Source organism: Tautonia plasticadhaerens (assembly GCF_007752535.1).
In the GTDB taxonomy this organism is placed as follows: Bacteria; Planctomycetota; Planctomycetia; order Isosphaerales; family Isosphaeraceae; genus Tautonia; species Tautonia plasticadhaerens.
The window spans coordinates 7,054,246-7,073,945 of record NZ_CP036426.1 but is presented as its reverse complement, the minus strand read 5'-3'; the positions used below and the strand labels follow the sequence as shown (position 1 = coordinate 7,073,945).

15 protein-coding genes are annotated in these 19,700 nt (G+C 71.9%); 9 read left to right on the top strand and 6 right to left on the bottom strand.

The features are described from left to right. From sufB to ElP_RS28180, 3 genes are all read right to left on the bottom strand, one after another. Complete coding sequence (sufB, locus tag ElP_RS28190) at nucleotides 1-1,416, bottom strand: Fe-S cluster assembly protein SufB (RefSeq protein ID WP_145275902.1); 1,416 nt, start codon at nucleotides 1,414-1,416, stop codon at nucleotides 1-3. 93 nt (nucleotides 1,417-1,509) lie between these two features. Then, nucleotides 1,510-2,340 carry a Fe-S cluster assembly ATPase SufC gene (gene sufC, locus ElP_RS28185; RefSeq protein ID WP_145275900.1) on the bottom strand — a complete coding sequence of 277 codons (831 nt, stop codon included), beginning with the start codon at nucleotides 2,338-2,340 and terminating at the stop codon, nucleotides 1,510-1,512. Nucleotides 2,341-2,488: 148 nt separating this feature from the next. Then, on the bottom strand, nucleotides 2,489-3,184 hold the full coding sequence (locus ElP_RS28180) for a helix-turn-helix transcriptional regulator (RefSeq protein ID WP_145275898.1): 696 nt from the start codon (nucleotides 3,182-3,184) through the stop codon (nucleotides 2,489-2,491). Nucleotides 3,185-3,690: 506 nt separating this feature from the next. On the opposite strand from ElP_RS28180, the gene ElP_RS40805 reads away from it, so the two are divergent. The 3 genes from ElP_RS40805 (at nucleotide 3,691) to lpxB (ending at nucleotide 7,439) form a co-directional block, all read left to right on the top strand. Then, nucleotides 3,691-4,476: a S24 family peptidase gene (locus tag ElP_RS40805; protein ID WP_145275896.1), complete on the top strand. Its 786-nt coding sequence runs from the start codon at nucleotides 3,691-3,693 to the stop codon at nucleotides 4,474-4,476. A gap of 190 nt (nucleotides 4,477-4,666) precedes the next feature. Next, on the top strand, nucleotides 4,667-6,088 hold the full coding sequence (locus ElP_RS28170; RefSeq protein WP_145275894.1) for a sigma 54-interacting transcriptional regulator: 1,422 nt from the start codon (nucleotides 4,667-4,669) through the stop codon (nucleotides 6,086-6,088). A 130-nt stretch (nucleotides 6,089-6,218) separates the two neighbouring features. Then, a complete protein-coding gene (gene lpxB, locus ElP_RS28165) occupies nucleotides 6,219-7,439 on the top strand; it encodes a lipid-A-disaccharide synthase (RefSeq protein WP_145275892.1) in 1,221 nt (406 codons plus the stop codon). A gap of 25 nt (nucleotides 7,440-7,464) precedes the next feature. On the opposite strand, the gene ElP_RS28160 is transcribed toward lpxB, so the two are convergent. Then, entirely contained in the window at nucleotides 7,465-9,255 is a 1,791-nt protein-coding gene (locus ElP_RS28160) for a sigma-54-dependent transcriptional regulator (RefSeq protein ID WP_197446445.1), read from the bottom strand. A gap of 293 nt (nucleotides 9,256-9,548) precedes the next feature. Between ElP_RS28160 and ElP_RS28155 the strand changes: the two genes are divergently transcribed. The 6 genes from ElP_RS28155 (at nucleotide 9,549) to trpD (ending at nucleotide 18,195) form a co-directional block, all read left to right on the top strand. Continuing rightward, nucleotides 9,549-11,081: a YifB family Mg chelatase-like AAA ATPase gene (locus tag ElP_RS28155; protein WP_145275889.1), complete on the top strand. Its 1,533-nt coding sequence runs from the start codon at nucleotides 9,549-9,551 to the stop codon at nucleotides 11,079-11,081. 75 nt (nucleotides 11,082-11,156) lie between these two features. Further along, nucleotides 11,157-11,969, top strand: a complete 813-nt coding sequence (locus ElP_RS28150) for a hypothetical protein (protein ID WP_145275887.1) — start codon at nucleotides 11,157-11,159, stop codon at nucleotides 11,967-11,969. A 901-nt stretch (nucleotides 11,970-12,870) separates the two neighbouring features. Further along, nucleotides 12,871-14,439: a hypothetical protein gene (locus ElP_RS28145; RefSeq protein ID WP_145275885.1), complete on the top strand. Its 1,569-nt coding sequence runs from the start codon at nucleotides 12,871-12,873 to the stop codon at nucleotides 14,437-14,439. A 648-nt stretch (nucleotides 14,440-15,087) separates the two neighbouring features. Further along, nucleotides 15,088-15,567, top strand: coding sequence for a TraR/DksA family transcriptional regulator (locus ElP_RS28140; RefSeq protein ID WP_145275883.1), 480 nt, complete (start codon nucleotides 15,088-15,090; stop codon nucleotides 15,565-15,567). A 285-nt stretch (nucleotides 15,568-15,852) separates the two neighbouring features. Continuing rightward, nucleotides 15,853-17,091, top strand: coding sequence for a S1C family serine protease (locus ElP_RS28135; RefSeq protein WP_145275881.1), 1,239 nt, complete (start codon nucleotides 15,853-15,855; stop codon nucleotides 17,089-17,091). A 60-nt stretch (nucleotides 17,092-17,151) separates the two neighbouring features. Beyond that, a complete protein-coding gene (trpD, locus tag ElP_RS28130) occupies nucleotides 17,152-18,195 on the top strand; it encodes an anthranilate phosphoribosyltransferase (protein ID WP_231749292.1) in 1,044 nt (347 codons plus the stop codon). Between the two features lie 21 nt (nucleotides 18,196-18,216). On the opposite strand, the gene ElP_RS28125 is transcribed toward trpD, so the two are convergent. Then, nucleotides 18,217-18,720, bottom strand: coding sequence for a GNAT family N-acetyltransferase (locus tag ElP_RS28125; RefSeq protein ID WP_145275879.1), 504 nt, complete (start codon nucleotides 18,718-18,720; stop codon nucleotides 18,217-18,219). Further along, nucleotides 18,717-19,667, bottom strand: coding sequence for a rhomboid family intramembrane serine protease (locus ElP_RS28120; RefSeq protein WP_145275877.1), 951 nt, complete (start codon nucleotides 19,665-19,667; stop codon nucleotides 18,717-18,719). Before ElP_RS28120 ends, ElP_RS28125 begins: the two co-directional genes overlap by 4 nt. Nucleotides 19,668-19,700: the final 33 nt, after the last annotated feature.

The following is a 19,700-nucleotide window of genomic DNA, read 5'->3' as shown; positions in this document are numbered from 1 at the left end:
TCAGCCCACGGAGCCTTCCATCTGGAGCTGGATCAGCTTGTTCATCTCCACGGCATACTCCATCGGCAGCTCCTTGACCAGCGGCTCGATGAAGCCGGAGACGATCAGCGTGCTGGCCTCGGCCTCCGAGAGCCCCCGGCTCATCAGGTAGAACAGCTGCTCCTCGCCGATCTTCGAGACGCTGGCCTCGTGGCCGATCTTGACGTCGTCCTCGTCGATCTCGATGTACGGGTACGTGTCCGACCGGCTGATCGGGTCGAGGATCAGCGCGTCGCAGACCACGTTGGACTTCGAGCCCTTGGCCCCGTCCATCACCTTCAGCAGGCCCCGGTAGCTGGACCGCCCGCCATTCTTGCTGATCGACTTGGAGATGATCCGGCTGGAGGTATAGGGCGCCTCGTGCACCACCTTGCCGCCGGTGTCCTGGTGCTGGCCCTTGCCGGCGAAGGCGATCGAGAGGATCTCGCCGCGGGCCCCCTTGCCGCGCATGTGGACGGCCGGGTACTTCATGGTCAGCCGGCTGCCGAGGTTGCCGTCGACCCACTCCATCAGGGCGTCCTCGTGGGCGACGGCGCGCTTGGTCACGAGGTTGTAGATGTTGTTCGCCCAGTTCTGGATGGTCGTGTACCGGCAACGGGCCCCCTTCTTGACGAGGATCTCCACGACGGCCGAATGCAGGCTCTCGGTCGTGTACATCGGGGCGGTGCAGCCCTCGACGTAGTGGACCTGCGCCCCCTCCTCGACGATCATCAGGGTCCGCTCGAACTGGCCCATGCTCTCGGCGTTGATCCGGAAGTAGGCCTGCAGCGGGATGTCGACCTTCACCCCGGCCGGGATGTAGACGAACGACCCGCCCGACCAGACCGCCGTGTTGAGCGCGGCGAACTTGTTGTCGTCGTGCGGGATGATCGTGCCGAAGTACTCCCGGACGAGGTCCGGGTACTCGCGGACCGCCGAGTCGGTGTCGGTGAAGATGACGCCGAGCTTCTGGAGGTCCTCGCGGAGGCTGTGGTAGACGACCTCAGACTCGTACTGCGCGCCGACCCCGGCGAGGAACTTCTTCTCGGCCTCGGGGATGCCGAGCTTGTCGAAGGTCCGCTTGATGTCGGCCGGCACGTCGTCCCAGGACTTGCCCTGCCGGTCGGCGGCCTTCATGTAGTAGTAGATGTCGTCGAAGTTCAGCTCGGAGAGCGCCCCGCCCCAGGTGGGGGTCGGCTTCTGCCGGAAGACCTCCAGGGCCTCCAGGCGGATCCGGCGCATCCAGTCGGGCTCGCCCTTCATCTCGGAGATCTGGTGGACCGTCTCCGTGGTCAGGCCCCGCTGGCTCTTGAAATTGTAATTGGCGTCCGAGTCGCGGAAGCCGTACTTGTACTCGTCCTTGATGCCCTTGACCTGGGCATTGAGGTCGGTCGCCATCGTGGAGGTCCTCCGCCGTCGGGCGGCATCGGGGGGGGGCGTGTTCGGTCGTCGGGCTGCGCGTGTCTGATCGGGGCGGGCCGGGCGGGGGCCTCAGAAGGCCGAGGCGGCGGCGCCGGAGTGCTGCTCCAGCTCGTCCTCGTCCCGGGCGGCCTCGGGGTATTTGGCCCGGACCCAGTCGTAGCCCTCGCGTTCGAGCAGGTCGACCAGCTCGGGGCCGCCGTTCTCGACGATCCGCCCGCCGAAGAGGATGTGGACGAACTGGGGCTTGATGTAGGTCAGGATCCGCTGGTAGTGCGTGATCACCAGCACGCCGGTCCCCTGGCGCTCGGCCACGCGATTCACCCCCTCGGAGACGATCCGCACGGCGTCGATGTCCAGGCCGCTGTCCGTCTCGTCGAGGATGGCGAAGGCGGGCTTGAGCATCGCCAGCTGGAGCACCTCGGCCCGCTTCTTCTCGCCGCCGGAGAATCCCTCGTTGAGGTACCGGCGGGCGAAGTCGGGGTCGACGCCCAGCTCGTCCATCGAGGCGCGCAGCTCCTTGCGGAACTCGCGCATCGGGATCAGCTCCTCGCCCTCCTTGCGGTCCGGCTTGCGGACGTTGGAGACGGCGTGGCGGAGGAAGTTGGCCACGCTCACGCCGGGGATCGAGGTCGGGTACTGGAAGGCCAGGAAGAGGCCGGCCTTGGCCCGTTCGTCGGCCTCCAGGTCCGCCAGGTCCACGCCGTCGAGGGTGGCCGAGCCCCCGGTGATCTCGTAATTGGGGTGGCCCATCAGGGCGTAGCTCAAGGTGCTCTTGCCCGAGCCGTTGGGGCCCATCAGCGCATGGACCTCGCCCTGCCGGATCGTCAGGTCGACCCCCTTGAGGATCTCCTTGCCGTCGATGGCCACGTGCAGGTTCTTGATCTCGAGGACTTTGCTCATCGTTCGGGGGCCTCGGTGACTCTCGTCTCGGGTGCGTCGCCGTCGGGCGTCCCGCCCGGCCGGCTCGGTCCAGTTCTCGGGGGTGTCGGCGGGGCGGGGGGCGGCGGTCGGCCGCCGGGTCGGTCGGATGCCGGGGCCCCGGGCCGGGTCAGCCGGCGTGGGCCTGGGTGGGGTCGGCGGCGGGTGGGCGGGCGGCCTTGGCCTCGAAGTCGCAAGAACGATGCCCGTCGAGCCGGCACTGGCTGAGCTTCAGCGACCGGCCGAGGACCTTCTCGAACATCTTCCGCTCCAGGGAGCAGATGTCCCGGTCCGACTCGGCCAGCTCGAAGTAGGGGCAGGAATGCAGCTCCAGCACGGGCATCGCGTCCCCCCGCCGGGCGACCTCGGTCTCGATCCCCCGGCCGTGCAGCAGGGTGCCGAGCTGTTCCAGCCGCTCCTGCCAGCCCAGCCCCCGGACCTCGGCCCGGTAGAGGTCGGCCAGGCGGTCGGTGATCCGGGCGAAGAGGACCCGTCGCACCTTGCGGTCCCCCACGTTCCGCATCACCTCCCCCCAGAGTACGACCGCCAGGTCGGCATAGTTCTGGCCGAGGCGGCGATGGGCCTCGGGGCTGGCCTCGTAGACGTACTTCGGCCGGCCCCGTCCGCCGTGCTCCGCCCGACGCCCCACCAGCCCGGCGCCGCAGAGCCGGGAGAGCCGGTTGCGGACGGCCGTGGCCGTCACCCCCAGCTCCGAGGCCATCTCGGCGATCGTCAGCGGCCCCCGGCGGCGGATCAGGTCCAGCAGGGGACGGTCCGTGCCCTCGGGGTCGAACCCCCGGCGATCGGGCTGGCCGGTCGTCGTCATCTTCGAGCCTCCTGCCCGGGACACCGGGGTCGTCGACATCGAGCCCCATTGTAGGTCACGCTGGGGGGGGGCGTCCACGGTTATTCGCCTTTTCCGCAAAGAATAGTGCGATTAATGGGCGGTCGCCGGGCGTACGTCACGGGGCGTCGTCGTCGTCGTTTATTCAGGACGAGTGGATGAGTGTTATCAGCTAAACCGGGAACAACCGGATTGCGTCGCGGCAACATCCATGAAGAAAATGGGCGACCGTGCTATGGATGCACGGTCCACCCCGGGTAAAAATTGGGGAATCGACGGGGGCGAACCGTGGCCCCCGAGATCGTCCGAGCCGTCGCCGAAGACGGTCGACGGGCCTCCCCGAGCCCGGGGGTGCCCCCGGGGCACCCGGCTTGGCTCTTGACACGCGTCCACGGTCCCCGCACCTTTACCTTTCTTGGGCCGCGTTCTGGCCGCCCTGACGGCCCCGAGCGGCACGCTTCGGGAGGCCCCCCCTCCGGGGTTAACACGTGGCACGAAAGAAAACTTCGCATAGTCGGCTCAAGCTCAAATCGCTTATCTCCCACCGATTGCGGGAGATCCGCCAGGAGTTGTTCGGCGAACACGGCGGCCCCGAGCTGGCCCGACGCCTCAACCTCCCGGCCCGCACCTGGTACAACTACGAGACCGGCGTCACCGTGCCGGCCGAGGTGCTGCTCGCCTTTATTGACCAGACCGGCGTCAACCCGGTCTGGCTCCTCTCGGGGGAGGGGCCCCGCTATCGCCGGGGCGTGGAGGACCAGGTCCTCTCCACCCTCACCCCCCAGGAGCTGATCCGGCGCGGCCTGGAGAAGCTGGAGCAGCGGCCCCCCTCCCCGCCGATGGACGGCCAGCCCGGCTCCGGGGAGTTCCTCACCATCGGCGTGGTCGACCCGAACGACCTGGCCGCCGAGGCGAACCCGATCCGGGCGATCGACTCGATCTTCGTCTATCACGGGTGGCTGCCCCGCCCCTCGGCCACCGTCGCCATCCGGGTGGAGGACGACGCCATGCACCCGATCCTGCCGGTCGGATCCGTCGTGGCGATCGACCGCTCGATCCGGGAGCCGGGCGGCCTGGAGGGCCGGATCGTCGCGGCCCGGGTCGAGGACCGCGCGGTGATCCGCTGGCTGGAACTGAGCGGCCGACACCTGATCCTCCGGCCCAATCGCCCCGGGCCGGGATCGCCCACGGTGGCCCTGGAGCCCTCGGCCCTCGGCAAGGGGTCCGGGCCGATCCTCGGCCAGGTGGTCTGGTCCTGGAGCCGATTCGCATGAGCCGGCCCCCCCGCCCCCGGGCCCGTCGGGCAGATCGCCCGGTCCGGGGGGTGGCCGCTTGCATCGGAGGGCCCCGCGCCCGATCCTGATCGCCGGCCCTCGACCCCGCCGGCCCGGCCCTCGGGCGGCGACGCCCGCCGAGGTCGGCTCGGGTCGATCGGGCCCCGCACCTCGACGCCGCCGGTCCGCCATGGCCCCCGCCCGCCCCTCGGGCCCGAGACGCCCCGAGACCCTGCTCCACCTGTCCTCCGAGCCGGTCTTCCTGCTCGGGCCGGCCGGCGGGGTCCTCTACGTCAACCCGGCCTGGGAGGACCTCACCGGAGTCCCGGCCGCCGAGTTCGTCCGGCGCGAGGCCGACGCCGCCCCCGGCGTCCCCCCGGACCTCCTCGACGCCTTCCGGCCCCCCCCCGAGGCGGTCGCCGGCGCCCCCGCGTCGACGACCGTCCTCATCCGGCGACCCGACGGCCAGCGGGCCTGGCGACGCCTGGAGTTCTGGCCCCACCGCGACCGCGAGGGCCGTCCCCTGTTCCTGCTGGGCGTCGCCCGTCCGGCCGACCAGGCGCCGATCGCCCCGGATTCCCCCTCGATGCGGCTCCGGGCCGAGCTCTGGAGGGTCCGGGAGCAGCTGGCCGACCGCCTGGGCCTGGAGGCGCTGATCGGCCGGGGTCCGGCCCACCGCCGGCTGCTGGACCAGGTCGAGGCCGCCTCGGCCTGCCCCGCGCCGACCCTGATCCTCGGCCCTCCCGGCTCGGGCAAGCGCCAGGTGGCCCGGGCGATCCGGAAGCGGTCGGGGCGGCCCGACTCGTCCCTGCTGGTGATCGATTGCGCGGCCCTGCCCGCCGAGCTGGTCGACCGGGAGCTATTCGGCCCCCCGTCCGCCCGGCCCGACGGCGGGGACGCCCCCCGCCTCGCCCCGCCCGAGGGCTCGACGGTGCTGCTCGGGGAGATCCTCGCCCTGCCCCGGGACGTCCAGGCCCGGCTCGCCGTCGCGATCGCCGACCCGGACTCCCGGGGCGTCCGGCTGTTGTCGACCACCTCGGGGGACCCGGAGGCGGCGGTCCGGGACGACCGCCTGAGGGCGGACCTCTACTTCGCCCTGACGACGATGGTCATCCGGCTCTCCCCGCTCCGGGAACGCCTGGACGAGCTGCCGTTGCTGGCTCAACACTTTTTGGAGCGGTCCAACCAGCGCGACGTGCCCCGGAGGGTCGGCTTCCGCCCCGAGGCGGTCGAGGTCCTGGTCCGGTACGACTGGCCGGGGAACCTCCGGGAGCTGTCCCGGGTGGTCGACGCCTCCCACGACCGCTCCTCCGACGACCTGATCGGCCCCGACGACCTGCCGGCCTCGATCCGGGGCCACCTGGGGGCCGCCTACCTCCCCCCGCCCACCCCCGAGGAGCACCTGCCGCTCGACGCCACCCTGGAACGCCTCGAACGTCGGCTCATCGAGCGGGCCTTGAAGCTGGCCCGGGGCAACAAGTCGCTCGCCGCCAAGAAGCTCCACATCTCCCGGACCCGGCTGCACCGCCGCATCCACGAGCTCGGGCTCGGCTCCGAACCCGAGCCTGACGCGACCGACGGCGAGCAGGCCGTCGACCCGGTCGGCGACTGAGCCCGGGGGTGACCGGCCGAACCGACCCCGGCTGACCTTCCCCGATGGCCGATCCTCTGCTAGCCTCCGTCGGGGACCCAGGGACGGGCCCGGCGACCGACCGGTAGGGCACGGAGGCGAGCGTCGCGCCATGAAGATCTTCATCTCCTGCGGCGAGCCGAGCGGCGACCTGCACGCCGCCAGCCTGATCCGCGCGCTCCGGCGGCGGATCCCCTCGGCCGAGTTCGTCGGCTTCGGCGGCCCCCGGATGGCCGAGGCGGGCGGCACGCTCCTCTATCCCCTGGTCGACCTGGCGGTGATGTGGATCGCCCACGTCCTGCGCAACCTCCACGTCTTCATCGGCCTGCTCCGGCGGGCGGACCGCTACTTCGCCGAGGAGCGGCCCGACGCCGTCGTCCTGATCGACTACCCCGGCTTCAACTGGCAGCTCGCCAGAAGGGCGAAGGCCGCCGGGATCCCCGTCTTCTACTTCGTCCCCCCCCAGATCTGGGCCTGGGCCGGCTGGCGGGTGGAGAAGGTCCGGAAGTTCGTCGACCACGTCCTCTGCGCCCTGCCGTTCGAGGCCGACTGGTACCGGGAACGGGGCGTCGAGGGGGCCCATTACATCGGCCACCCCTACTTCGACGAGCTGGCGACCCGCGTCCTCGACGAGCAATTCCTGGCCGAGCAGCGCTCCCGGCCCGGCCGGGTGGTGGCGTTGCTGCCCGGCTCCCGGATGCAGGAGGTCGAGCGGAACTTCCCGATGATGATCCGGGCCGCGGCGGCCCTCGCCCCCCGGCGGTCCGACGCCCGGTTCGTCGTCGCCTGCCTGGACGACCGTCGCCTCGCGCGGTGTGCCGAACTGCTCGCCGCCGAGCCCGCCGCCGCCGGCCTGCCGATCGAGCTGTACGCCGCCCGGACCCCGGAGCTGATCCGCCTGGCCGACGTTTGCTGGGCCGTCTCCGGCTCCGTCAGCCTGGAGCTGATGGCCGAGGCCCTGCCGACGGTGATCGTCTACAAGATGGGGGCCGCCCACCTCCGGCTGGCGAGGAAGATGCTCCAGGTCCGCTACATCACCCTCGTCAACCTGCTGGCCGGCCGGGAGCTGATGCCCGAGTACGCCACCTCCGGCGACGCCTCCGCCGAGATGGCCCGCCACGCGACCGACTGGCTGGGGGACGAGGCCGAGCGACGCCGGGTCTCGGACGAGCTGGCCGCGCTGCGGGACCGATTCGCCGCCCCCGGCGCCACCGACCGGGCCGCCGAGACGATCGCCCGGCTGGTCGCCCCCGCCCCCACCGCCCCTCGGGGACCTCACCGGCCGATGCGGGTGCCGGCCTCCCGCGACGACCGCCTCGAACACGCCGGCTGAACCCGGGCCGGCCGCCCCGGCCGGCTCAGCGCGACTCCCGGTCGTTGATCCACTGACGGAGCGTGTTGGCCGGGATCCCCAGCTCCTTCTCGGCCGGGGACGGGCCCCCCAGCCAACTGACGGCGAAACAGCGCCAGAGGTCCTCCCAGAGCGGCAAGGGCAGGGGGGGGCTGCCTTCCCTGCCGTGCCGGCTCGCCTGGATCGGCTCCCAGGCGGCGGGGAAGGTCTCGTCGAACAGCAGGTCGGTCGCCGCCTCGGCCTGCCCCGGTTCGAGGTCCGCCCCCTTGGCCAGGATCTTCGCCGCCAGGGCCCGGAGCCGACGCTGCCAGTCGTTCTGCGCCGGGGTCGCCCGGGAGGCCGCCTGGCCCGGGCTCGAGGGCGGCGCCGACGGGACCGGGGCGGTGGCGGCCCGGTCGGCGGGCGAGACGAACGGCTCCAGGTGCCCCCATTCGAGCTGGTCGGCCTCCCGGTAGTGGCGGTAGACGGCCCGCTCGATGACGTTGCGCAGCTCCCGGCTGTTGCTCTCGCTGAAGGGGAAGATGCGGAGCCGCCCCACCGCCTCGTCGGACAGCTCCACCTGCGCCCCCAGCTCGGCCGAGAGGGTCCGTGTCAGCCATCGGGCCTGGGCCTCGATGTCGTCGGGCCTCGCCCTCAGGGGGGGGACCATCACCAGCAGCCGCTCGACCCGGGCCAGGAACGCCACCGGCAGCTCGCCCGACTGCCTCCGCTCCCGCCAGGGGCCCGTCTCCACGGTGAGCACCACCGCGCATTCGGCCCGGCGGCGGACCTCCTCCTCCCCCAGCTTGCCGTACTCGCCGTCCTCCAGGAACGAGTGCAGGATCGCCGAGCACGACGCCGGGAGCCGATGCACGTCGTCCAGCAGCAGCACCCCCTTGCCCGCCGCGGAGACCAGGCCCGGGCGCTCCTCCCTCGCATCCGTGAAGGCCCCCCGCTTGTGGCCGAACAGGATGCTCCTGAGCAGCGTCTCGTTGGTCAGCTCGCTGCACGAGGCCACGACCAGCGGCGCCGACCTGCGGTCCGAGGCCGCGTGGAACAGCTCGGCCAGGCCCCGCTTGCCGGTGCCGCTCTCGCCGTCGATCAGCAGGCAGGGCAGGGGCCTCCTCGACCGGGCGGCGGGCGCGGCGTCCCCCGAGCCGACCAGCCGGGCCAGGTCGAACAGCTGGGCGACGACCTCGCCGAAGGCGTCCGACTGGTAGACCAGCCCCCGGTCCCCGAATTCCTGCGCGAAGGCCCGGCAGGCGTGGTCGGCCAGGTGACGCTCCATGGCCCGGACCACCTGCTCGGCCAGGTCGTCGGCCCCGTTCGAGCCGCCGGCCCCCTTGCGGATGAACCGGTCGCTGGGGAAGTCCTCGGGCCGGGGATAGGCGGAGTAGAGCAGCCCCTGGATCTCGGGATGGACCCGCGACGCCTCGGCCACGAAGTACTGCCCGGCCCGCCGGCCCCCGGCGTCGTCGGAGAAGCGCTGGTCGGAGACGACGGCCGCGAAGGCCTGCTGGTTCAGCAGCTTCCTCGCCAGGTCGAACGTCCCCCCCCGCTCCCGGACCAGGTGCAGGTGGGCCTCGAAGGGGGCCCGGTAGCGATAGGCCTCCAGGCGGTTGCTCTCGAAGCCGTGGGCGGTGACCTTGATCCGCACCGGCCCCCTCGCGTCGTCCTTCGCCGCCCCCCGGCGCAGCGCTCCGGCGACCTCCCGGCTCTGCGAGAGCGCCCGCCCCAGCTCCTGGACGAACCCGGGGACGAGCGACTCCAGGACCCTCGGGTCGTCGTCGAGGATCATCACGTGCGGGATCCAGGGCATCGGCGGGGCCTCGGCGGTTCGGATCGCGGCGCGATTGCCGTTGCAGGCCCCAGATGATAGCAAAACCCGTGCGCCCCGGTCATCGACCGGGCCGGTCCGGGCACAGCCCCCGGTTCCGGGACGGCCCCCCCGATCGCCCCGGCCATGCCGGGGATCCCCGACCTCGCCGGCCGAGTCGATTCGGGGCGACGGCCGGGCCGGTGAACCCTTGATCGCCGGGGCGATCGATGCGATCATGCCCCCATCGAAATCCGGTCGATGGGGACCGGTCGCCCCCGCAGGGGAGCCCCTTCGTGCTCGCCAAGCTCGCCTCCTACACGCTGATCGGCATCGAGGCCGAGCCGGTCGAGGTCGAGGTCGACGTCTCGGCCTCCGGCGTGCCCAAGACCGTGCTCGTCGGCCTCGCCGAGGCCGCCGTCCGGGAGAGCACCCACCGTGTCGAACGCGCCCTGGTCAATTCGGGCTACCGGCGACCATCCGATCGGATTGTGATAAACCTTGCACCCGCCGATCTCAAGAAGGACGCCGGGGGGTTCGACCTGCCCATCGCGCTGGGCCTGCTGCTCGGCTCCGGCCAGGTCGCCCTCGAACGCGCCGCCGACTTCGCCGTCATCGGCGAGCTGGCGCTCACCGGCGAGACCCGTCCCATCAAGGGGGCGCTCTCCATCGCGTTGAAGGCCCGGGCCGAGGGCCGACGCGCCTTGCTCCTGCCCTCGAGCAACGCCGCCGAGGCCGCCGTGGTGCAGGGGCTGGACGTCTACCCGGTCGGCAGCCTGGCCGAGGCCGTCGGCCTGCTCTCCGGCATGCTCGACGCCGAGCCCACCGCCATCGACCTCGATGTCGTCTTCCGCCGCCTCGCCCACTACGAGGAGGACTTCTCCGACGTGAAGGGCCAGGACGCCGCCAAGCGCGCCCTGCTCGTCGCCGCCTCGGGCTGCCACAACCTGCTGATGATCGGCCCCCCCGGCACCGGCAAGACGCTGCTCGCCCGCCGGCTGCCGACGATCATGCCCCCGCTCTCCCCCGCCGAGAGCCTGGAGACGACCCGCATCTACAGCGCGATGGGCCTGCTCGGCGCCCAGCCGCTGCTGGGCGTCCGCCCCTTCCGCTCCCCGCACCACTCCGTCAGCGACGCGGGCCTGGTCGGCGGCGGCAGCACCCCCCAGCCCGGCGAGATCAGCCTCGCCCACAAGGGGATCCTCTTCCTGGACGAGCTCCCCGAGTTCAACCGCAAGACCCTGGAGGTCCTCCGCCAGCCGCTGGAGGAGGGCCGGGTCACCATCAGCCGGGCCCTGCGGAGCGTCACCTTCCCCGCCGAGTTCGTGCTCGTCGCCGCCATGAACCCCTGCCCCTGCGGCTACCGGGGGGACCCCCGCAAGGCCTGCAACTGCTCCCCCCCCCAGGTGGAACGCTACCTCGGCAAGATCAGCGGCCCGTTGCTGGACCGCATCGACCTGCACATCCACGTCCCCGCCGTCCCCTTCACCCAGCTCGCCGAGGCCCCGCCCGGCCCCACCTCCTCGACGATCCTCGAAGAGGTCCTCCGCGCCCGGGCCCGCCAGCTCGACCGCTTCGACGGCGGCCCCCCCGGCGTCAACGGCCGGATGACCCCCCGCCAGGTCCGCAAGCACTGCGTCCTGAAGCCCGAGTCCTCCGCCCTGCTCAAGGGCGCCATGGAGGAACTCGGCCTCTCCGCCCGGGCCCACGACAAGGTGCTCCGCGTCGCCCGGACCCTGGCCGACCTCGAGGGCACCGCCGACATCGAGCCCCACCAGGTGGCCGAGGCGGTCGGGTATCGGTCGCTGGACAGGAGCGTCTGGTCATAACGGGCCGCGCACCTCATGCTATGTCGTCCGTCTCGTGTGCCCTGACGCCTCGATGAACGTGCGGGAGTGCATCCCATGGGCGCGATCCGGATGACGCTGGCCCCGATTGGCCTGGCGATGACGGTGCAACTCGTCGGGGCCGCCGCCCCGGTCTCGGGAGATGAGGAGACGCCCGAGGCCCTGAGGGCACTCCTCTCCGAGCGGGGGCTGACCTTCGTCGGGCGCGAGTTCCTCCTCGACGAGGGGGACGCGGTCCGGGCGTACCGGGAGGCCGAGGAGGAGGTCGCGTCTTTCCTCGGGGCGCACGCCGAGCACGCCGCGATCCTCGGGGACGAGGCCGCCATCGACCAGGCCAACTCCCGGATCGGAGAGCTGCAACGGGCGAACGCCGACCTCAAGGCCAACGCCCAGTCGCTGGAGCGGAAGTACGGGACCACCCCCATCCGGCGATGGAACGCGGCGGATCGGAACGCCTACAAGACGCTCCAGAACCAGTTCAAGGCGAACCGGACGACGATCGATCGACTCGTCGGGGAGATCAAGCAGGCCCGATCCCGATTGCCGAAGCCGCAGGACCGCAAGCGGATCGAGGAGGAATTCACCCGGCAGCGGTCCTCCTGCCGGATGAGCGTCGAGCGCCTCTCCGGCCTCATGGAACCGCTCGCGCTGCGATACCGGGATCTGGAGGCCGACCGGGAGGTCAAGGACGCGGTGATCCGGCTCAACGCCCTCGGCGAGGGTCCCTACCGCCTGGGCCCCTCGAAAGGCTTCACCGTCGCCTTCTCCCGCCTCCAGGAGGCCAGGCAGGCCCTCGGCCTCTCGGAGCCGGAACCGGAGCCGGAGGCTGAGCCCCCCGGCCGACTCCGACGCGGGCGCGGACGCGGATGATCGCCCCGCCTCGGCCTCGGCGACGAGTCGGTCGGAATCGGGCCCGAGCGGCGGGCGGCCGAGCGACACGCCCGCCTCGATCTCGAAGCGCCCTGGGGAGGGAGCATGATCGATCCCGTCCGGCCGGGGGCCGGGGAGTCTCTGAGCATGACCCGCCCGCCCTCCGCGTCCCGTCCCATTTCCTGTGAGTGCCGTCCCCTTGATTCTCGATGATAGAGAAGGGGAGGACGACTCCATCGGCGGTCGAACGCCCTGGGGAACGCCCCCTTCGCCTCGCGTCGGGGTCTCGGACCTCAGTACGCCTCTTTGGCAAGCCGCTTGGGACAGGGATCGAGGCCGAGCCCGTGCCCACCGCGCACCGAATCGGTGTGTCGAGCGGGAGGGGATTCCCTCCGGGACATCCTCGGGTCGCCGTGAAAAACGAACCCAACCGGCCCAGCGTTGGCCGCGCGGAGCGAAGCCAATCGGGCGGGGCACGTCCGACGGAGCGAACCCGATTGAATCGGCGCAAGTCCTTGTTTTAAAACAGAAATCATCATTATCGTGGTGGCGCACCGGGGCGCACCGGCCGCCGATCGTCCGGCGCACCGGCCGGCACGAACACGGGCCCCAGGCCGGGCGTCGGGGGCGTTCGCGGGGGGAAAATGAACCCAACGGCGCCGGACCCCGGGCGAATCACGCAGGGCCCCAACCACCGCCAGGCCATCGCGGGGACCGGTGACCCTGGGGGATCGGGGTGACCGGATCGGCCCCGGGACGGGATCGCAGCCGGCGTTGCCCCCGGGGGAGTCGGCTCGGCTAGAATACGGGTGTCGGGAGGGCAGGGGGTGCGGGTCGACTCGACTCGGTCGGCCGCCCCGGTCGAGGCGAGCCCGGGTCGGGGCATCGGGGAGGCGGCCCGTTGGGATTGTTCGGCAAGGCGAAGAAGTTCGTGAAGGGGCTGGGGCCGGCCGAGCCGGTCGAGCCGCAGGCGTTCCGCGTGAGCTGCCCGGAGGGGCACGTCATCCGGGGCCGGAGGACCGAGGGGTACCAGGCCCTCCGGTGCCCCGACTGCGGCGCCGGCGTCTTCGTCCTCCCCCAGAGCCCGCTGCCCATGCCCCCCGCCCCGGCGACCCGGGCCGACGAGGCGGCGGTCGGGGCGGGCGGCCCCTCGGACGACGCGCCGATCCCGCTGGCCGACCACGTCCCCGAGGGGGCGATCGACGAGGGGGAGGTCGAGTGGCTGGAGCCGGTCGAGCCGGGGGCCGGGCTCCCCGGCGAGCAGCCGACCCCGGCCTTCGACCCGGTCGAGGCCGCCGTCTCCGAGCTGCCCGAGGGGGAAGAGGTCCCCGAGCCTCCCCGACGCCCCCCGACGTCGCCGACGACCCGGCCGAGGCGGCCGGCCCCGGCCCCGGCCGGGGATCGGGGCCGGCCGTCGCCTCCCCGGCCGACGCCCCAGGGCCCCCGACCGGCCCGGCCCGGCGGCCGTCGGATCCTCGTGCCGGACCGCCCGAGCCTGCGGGACCGGGTGCGGCGGAACCGGCCGATGCTGGTCGGACTGGCGATGGTCGTGGTCGTGCTCGGGACGGCGGCATTCTCGATCTACCGGAACGCCCGTCGGGACTACCCGACGATGGTCCAGCGGGGCAGGGACGAGGGGATCCCCGCCCTCGAAGACGGCGACTTCGACCTCGCCCATCGCCTGCTCTCCCGGGCGGCCGAGGCGGTCGAGGCCCTGGGCGGGCAGATCGGCGGCGCGGAGGAGGTCCGCCAGGCGGCGCGGGAGGCGGCCATCTTCGTCGACCTGATCCCCGACCGCCTGGAGGCGATCCTCGACGAGCGGGCCCGGACCGTCGACGAGTCCCGGTGGCAGTCCACCTTCGACCGGTTCTACCGGGGGCGCTCGATCCTGCTCTCGGCCGAGGTCACCGGGACCCCCGCCGCCTCGGGCCGGTTCGAGATCAACTACCGGGTCCTGAACCGGACGGCCACCAGCCCCCGGGTCGCCCGGATCGACTTCGAGGGCTTCCGCCTCTTCGAGTCCGGGAGCCCCGAGGTCGGCGCCCGGCTCCAGTTCGGCGCCCGGCTGGAGGCGATCTGGTCGGAGGAGGGCGGCTACCGGATCCAGCTCCAGCCCGAGAGCGGCGTGACGATCACCCACGTCGAGGCCCTCGACGCCCTCGGGTGGAGGCCGATCGAGGCCGCCGCCCTCCGGCCCATTGATCCCCCGCCGCCCCATCCGATCCTGCTGGCCACGCTGCTGACCCCACCCCCGCCTCCCCCGGCCCAGGACCTGAAGGGTCAGACCCGGGAGCAGGTCCAGGAGCAACTCGGCACGCCGAGGTCGTACGCCCGGTCGGCCTCGCAGGGGGAATCCATCGAGCAGTGGATCTTCGACGGGCCCTCCGGGACCCGTCAGTACATCAACTTCCGCCGATCCACGGGCCGCAGCGGCCCGGCGGTGGTCGACGACCAGTTCTTCCTGAGATAGCGAATCTCCGCCCCCGGGGTTCGGGGCGACGGCCCTCCGCCGGTGGGCCCCCGGTTTTGGGCTTGAAAATTTTTCCCCAGTACCCCCTCGCCAGGCCCTCGTCATTTCGATAAGTTAATCGGGCTCTCCCTGCCAGGCCTCCGATCGGGACGCCGCCAGGCGGACCGGTCGGCCCCCCGCAACGAGATCCCTCCCGATCTTCCCCTCCCCTGTCGCCGGTGGCACCCTACTTGCGACATACAGGAGACCGTCGGGACGCTTCAGCCGGATTCCACGGGATGCCCCCATCCCGACGGGGGTGAGTCCCCCCCGGGTTCGAAGTTTTTCGGGGAAACCGACAAACCTTCGTCCCGCCTCGACGTAGTATTCCCAGCGGGTGGTGACGAGTCGCATCGGGCTGCTTGCCCGGGCCGCAGAATGTGCTAGGCTTCGCCGCCGGATTGCGGAACGTCACCTCAAGCATCATCGGGCCGTTCGTCTGGGGAGACCCCGGTCGATCCGGCCGACCCCGGGGGTCGGGGACCGCCGGGTCGAGCCACCATCGAACGAAACGAACTCGACCGATCCTCTGTCTAAACCCCTGACCGGTCTCGGCGAGGCAACCGCGGATCGTTCCGCCCGCTCGCGACGAACATCTGGAGGTGTGTCATGGCCCGTAAAGACGCGCTGCTTCGACTCCATTCGCGATTGGTCGTCCGTCGCGACGCCTTGCGGAAAGCCTTGGCGGGCGACCTCGACTCCCTCAACGCGCTCCGGGCGATGAATGACGTCGGCGACTCGGTCGACGCGGCCGTGGATTCGGCTAATGAGGAGATCAGTTCCCAGATTGCCGAGATCGAGAGCAGGGAGCTGGCCCAGATCGAGCACGCCCTGCACCGCATGGGCGAGGGGAATTACGGCCAGTGCGAGTTCTGCAACGGCAAGATCGCCGTCGCCCGGCTCAACGCCCTGCCCTACACCAGTTCCTGCATCGACTGCCAGCGGGAGCAGGAGCGGATGGGCCACAGCGGGATGAGCCGCGCCATCGATTATCGCTGGGCCGACATCTCCGATCGCCACTTCGACGAGGGGGATCGTCACATCAACCTCAGCGACTATGAGATGGACATGAGCGAGTCGGGCCGCTGACCCGCCCCCGCGGGCCGGCCGCCCCGGCCGGCGTCGGACCAGGATTCGGGCGTGACGCCGCAACCCCGGCGTGACGCCCGTTTTTCGTCCCGAGGGCCGGGACCGACAGGGTTCGGATGTCCCCCCGACTTCGCTGCTTTGACTCCGCCGCGCCGCGCGGGATATACTACTGCGTGAACCGACGCGGCCCGGGTGGGAACGGGGGGACGGATCCCGCCCATGCCCTCCCCTGCTTCGGGCATCGTCCGCCCCGATCGTCCTCGTCGACCGAGGAGTCGTCCGATCATGCCCCGATTCGCCAGCGCCTCGGCCTTCCTGCTGATGCTCGCGGCCGGTTTCGGCCTCGGCCTGGCCGCGAATCGGCCCGCCTCGCTCTCGGCCGGGCCGGCTCGCGCCGGGGAAGGAGAGGCGGGCACCGCCGAGGGGGTCGAGGGGCTGGAGCATTCGGAGGAGGCGATCTACCAGAGCCTCTCCCGGCAGTATGAGCAGTTCTATCAAGTCAACCGGACCTTCGAGCTGGTCTCCAAGGTCGTCTCCCGGGCCGTGGTCCACATCGTCGCGTTGAAGAAGGACGTGACGGAGGAAGGTCGGACCCGTCGGACCTACGAAGAGAGCGGATCGGGGGTGATCGTCCGATCGGACTCCCGCCCCGGGCTGTTCGTGTTGACGAACAACCACGTGATCAGCGGCGCCGACCCGGCCGACATCCACATCAACCTCCACGACGGCCGACTGATCCGCCCCCAGGCGATCCATCGGGACGAGGACTCGGACGTGGCCGTCCTGGAGTTGCCGGTCGATGACCTCCCGGTCGCCCGGCTCGGGGACAGCGACGAGGCGCTGCCCGGCACCTGGGTGCTGGCCGTCGGCAGCCCGTTCGGGCTGACCCACTCGGTCAGCCAGGGGATCATCAGCGCCCGGGGTCGTCAGGAGCGAGACCTCTACGACAGCGGCGTCCAGAATCAGGACTTCCTGCAGACGGACGCGGCCATCAACCCCGGCAACTCGGGGGGCCCGCTGGTCAACCTTCGGGGCGAGGTGGTCGGCATCAACACGGCCATCGCCTCCCACGGCGGCGGCAACGAGGGGGTGGGTTACAGCATCCCGATCAACCTCGCCCGCTGGGCGATGGAGCAGCTAATCAACACCGGCAAGGTGCGCCGGGGGGCGATCGGCATCTCGTTGCAGGATGTCTTCCCGGAGGACTACGAGCGGTTCGGACTGGATCGACCCCGGGGGACTCGCATCTCGGCCGTCGCCGAGGACTCGCCGGCCAAGCAGAGCGGGATCCAGCAGGGAGACGTGATCGTCCGTTTCAATGAGACCCCGGTGAACAACACCTGGCACCTGATCAACATGGTGTCCACCACCCCGATCGGCGAGGCCGTGGAACTCGTGGTCAACCGAGGAGGGGAGCTGGTGACCGTCCGGGTCCAGGTCGCCGACTTCGACCAACTGACCTCCCCGCGTCACCGCCCCGCTCCCCCATCGACCAACCCCGAGGGCTATCTCGTCCGCCCTTGAGGGCCCGGCGACCGTCCGGCCCTCCCCTCCCGAGCCCCGCCCGCCCCGAGGCCCGACGCCGTGCCGAGCACCCTCCCCGACCGCGGCCCCTTGACGATCGCCCTGGCGACCCTCGGCGAGTCGGGGTCGCTCTCGATCGAACAGGCCCGGGACGCGGTGGGTGAGATCGTCGACGGCCGTGCTGCGGAGGTCGGCATCGCCGCCTTCCTCGCCGGGCTGAAGGTGAAAGGGGAGACCGAGGACGAGCTGGCCGGGGCCGTCCAGGCGGTCCGGGACCGGATGAGGCCGCTCGACTCCCCGAGGCGGCCGGTCCTCGACACCTGCGGGACCGGGGGGGATGGGGCCGCCTCGGTCAACGTCTCGACGGCGGCGGCGATCGTCTCGGCGGCCGCCGGTGCGGTGGTGGCGAAGCACGGGAATCGGTCGGCCTCGGGGGTCTCGGGCAGCTCGGACGTGCTCGAACGCCTCGGGGTGGCGATCGACCCCGGGCCCGAGGTGCTGACGCGATGCCTGGAGGAGCTGGGCATCGCCTTCCTCTTCGCCCCCAGCTTCCATCCGGCCCTGCGGCACGCGGCGGGGGTCCGCAGGCAACTGCCCTTCCGGACCCTGTTCAACCTGGTCGGCCCGCTGGCCAATCCGACCCGGCCGGAATTCCAGCTCGTCGGGGTGCCGAACGACCGGCTCGCCGGGCTGATGGCCTCGGCGCTGGCCCGGCTGGGGGTGACGCGGGCGGCGGTCGTGACCGGGCCGGAGGGGCTGGATGAGGTCGGCCTCTCGGGGCCGACCCGGGTGCTCTGGGTCGAGGGCGGTTACGTCGAGCCCCGGACCTGGCTCCCGGAGCAGTTCGGGCTCCCCGCAGTCCGGGCCGAGGCGCTTCGGGTGGCCGACCCGTCCGACAGCGCCGACCGCATCCGTCGGGCCCTCGACTGCGAGGTCGGCCCCGCCCGCCACGTCATCCTCGCCAACGCCGCGTCGGCCCTGGTCGTCGCCGGGCTGGCGGGGGGGCCGGCCGAGGGGGCGTCGAAGGCGGCCGAGGCGATCGACTCCGGGAAGGCCCGGGATCTGCTCCACCGCTGGGCCGCCCTCAGCCACGGCCGGGACTGACGACCCGATCGGTCGGGCCGATCACGCCCGGGGTGGCCCCCCCCGGTCGGGCCAGAACTCCTCATAGACCAGGTAGCCGCCGGGCTGCATGCCGAGGGCCCGGTAGGTGGACTGGGCCCGGTGGTTCTCCCGCTCGACGTAGAGGCGGAGCCCGATCACCTCGGTCGACGACCGGGCCACGTCCCGGATGTGGCGGTGGAGCGCCCGGAAGACGCCGAGGCCCCGGGCCTCCGGGACGACGTAGACCGACTGGAACCACCAGATCCAGCCGCACCGCCAGTCGCTCCACTCCCGGCTGACGGCCGACTGGCCGACGACCCGGCCGTCGACCTCGGCGACCCAGTAGCGGAGGCGATCCGGCTCGTCCAGGGCCCGCTCGACCCCCAGCGTCAGTACGCAGGGGTCCAACTCCTTCGACTCCGTCTCCCGGGCCAGGGCGAGGTTGTGGGCGACGATCACCTGTCGGTCGGCGGGGCGGGCGTCCCGGACCAGGGGCGAGGGGGAAGTCGGGCCGGGGTGGCTCATCGGAGTCGTCCGCCCCGGCGGTTGCGGGCCCGCTCGCTGGCCTCCTGGAGGATCCGGTTCTCCTCCTCGGTCAGCCCGGAACGGCCCTCCCGGGCGATCTTGGCGAGGATCTCGTCGAGCCTGGCGTCGAGGTGCTCGTCGGGGAAGATCCCCGAGGGGGTGGGCCGGGCGCCGGCCTCGGACCGGGCCGGGGCGGCCGCCCCGGTCCGGGAGGGCCTCCGGGGCCGGGGCTCGGGGGAGAACACGCGGAGCCTCGGGCGGCGGCCACGCCCCCAGCCGGCGAGCAGCCGGGACCATCGCAGGTCGTAGGTCTTGTACAGGAGCCCGTAGCCGGCCCCGCTCAGGTGCGCGGCGAAGGCGACCGGGCGGGTGTCGAGGCCCTGGAAGCTCTGAAGCAGCCCGAGCAGGTCCCGGCCGAAGAAGATGATGGCGAAGAGCCACATCGGCACCGGCAGGATGAAGAAGAGCAGGATCTCGCGGTGCGGGTAGTACAGGACGTAGATGAACAGCGCGGCGGCCACCGCCCCGGAGGCGCCCAGCATCGGCACCTGGCCGCCCCCCTTGGCCTGGTCGAGGACCGCCCAGCAGAGGCCGGCCACCACCGCGGCGGTCAGGTACATCCGGAGGAATTCCCGGGGGCCGTAAATCCCCTCCAGCTCCCGGCCGACGAACCAGAGGAAGAGCATGTTCCAGAGGATGTGGAACAGCTCGAAGTGGACGAAGGCGTAGGTGACCAGCTGCCAGATCTGGAATTGGCGGAAGATGGCGTCGCTGCGGGCGGCCAGGAAATCCTGGTAGAACGCCTGCATCGGCGGGCCGCCGATCCAGCCCAGCAGGAAGACCGCGACGTTGATCAGGATCAGCGTCTTGACGGCCGAGCCGCCGGCGAACAGGGCCCCGAACCCGCCCGGCTGGTCCTGGATGTAGTCGCGGTCGTAGATTCCCATGGCGGCGCGGCGGTCAGGCCCTCCCCGAGGCGA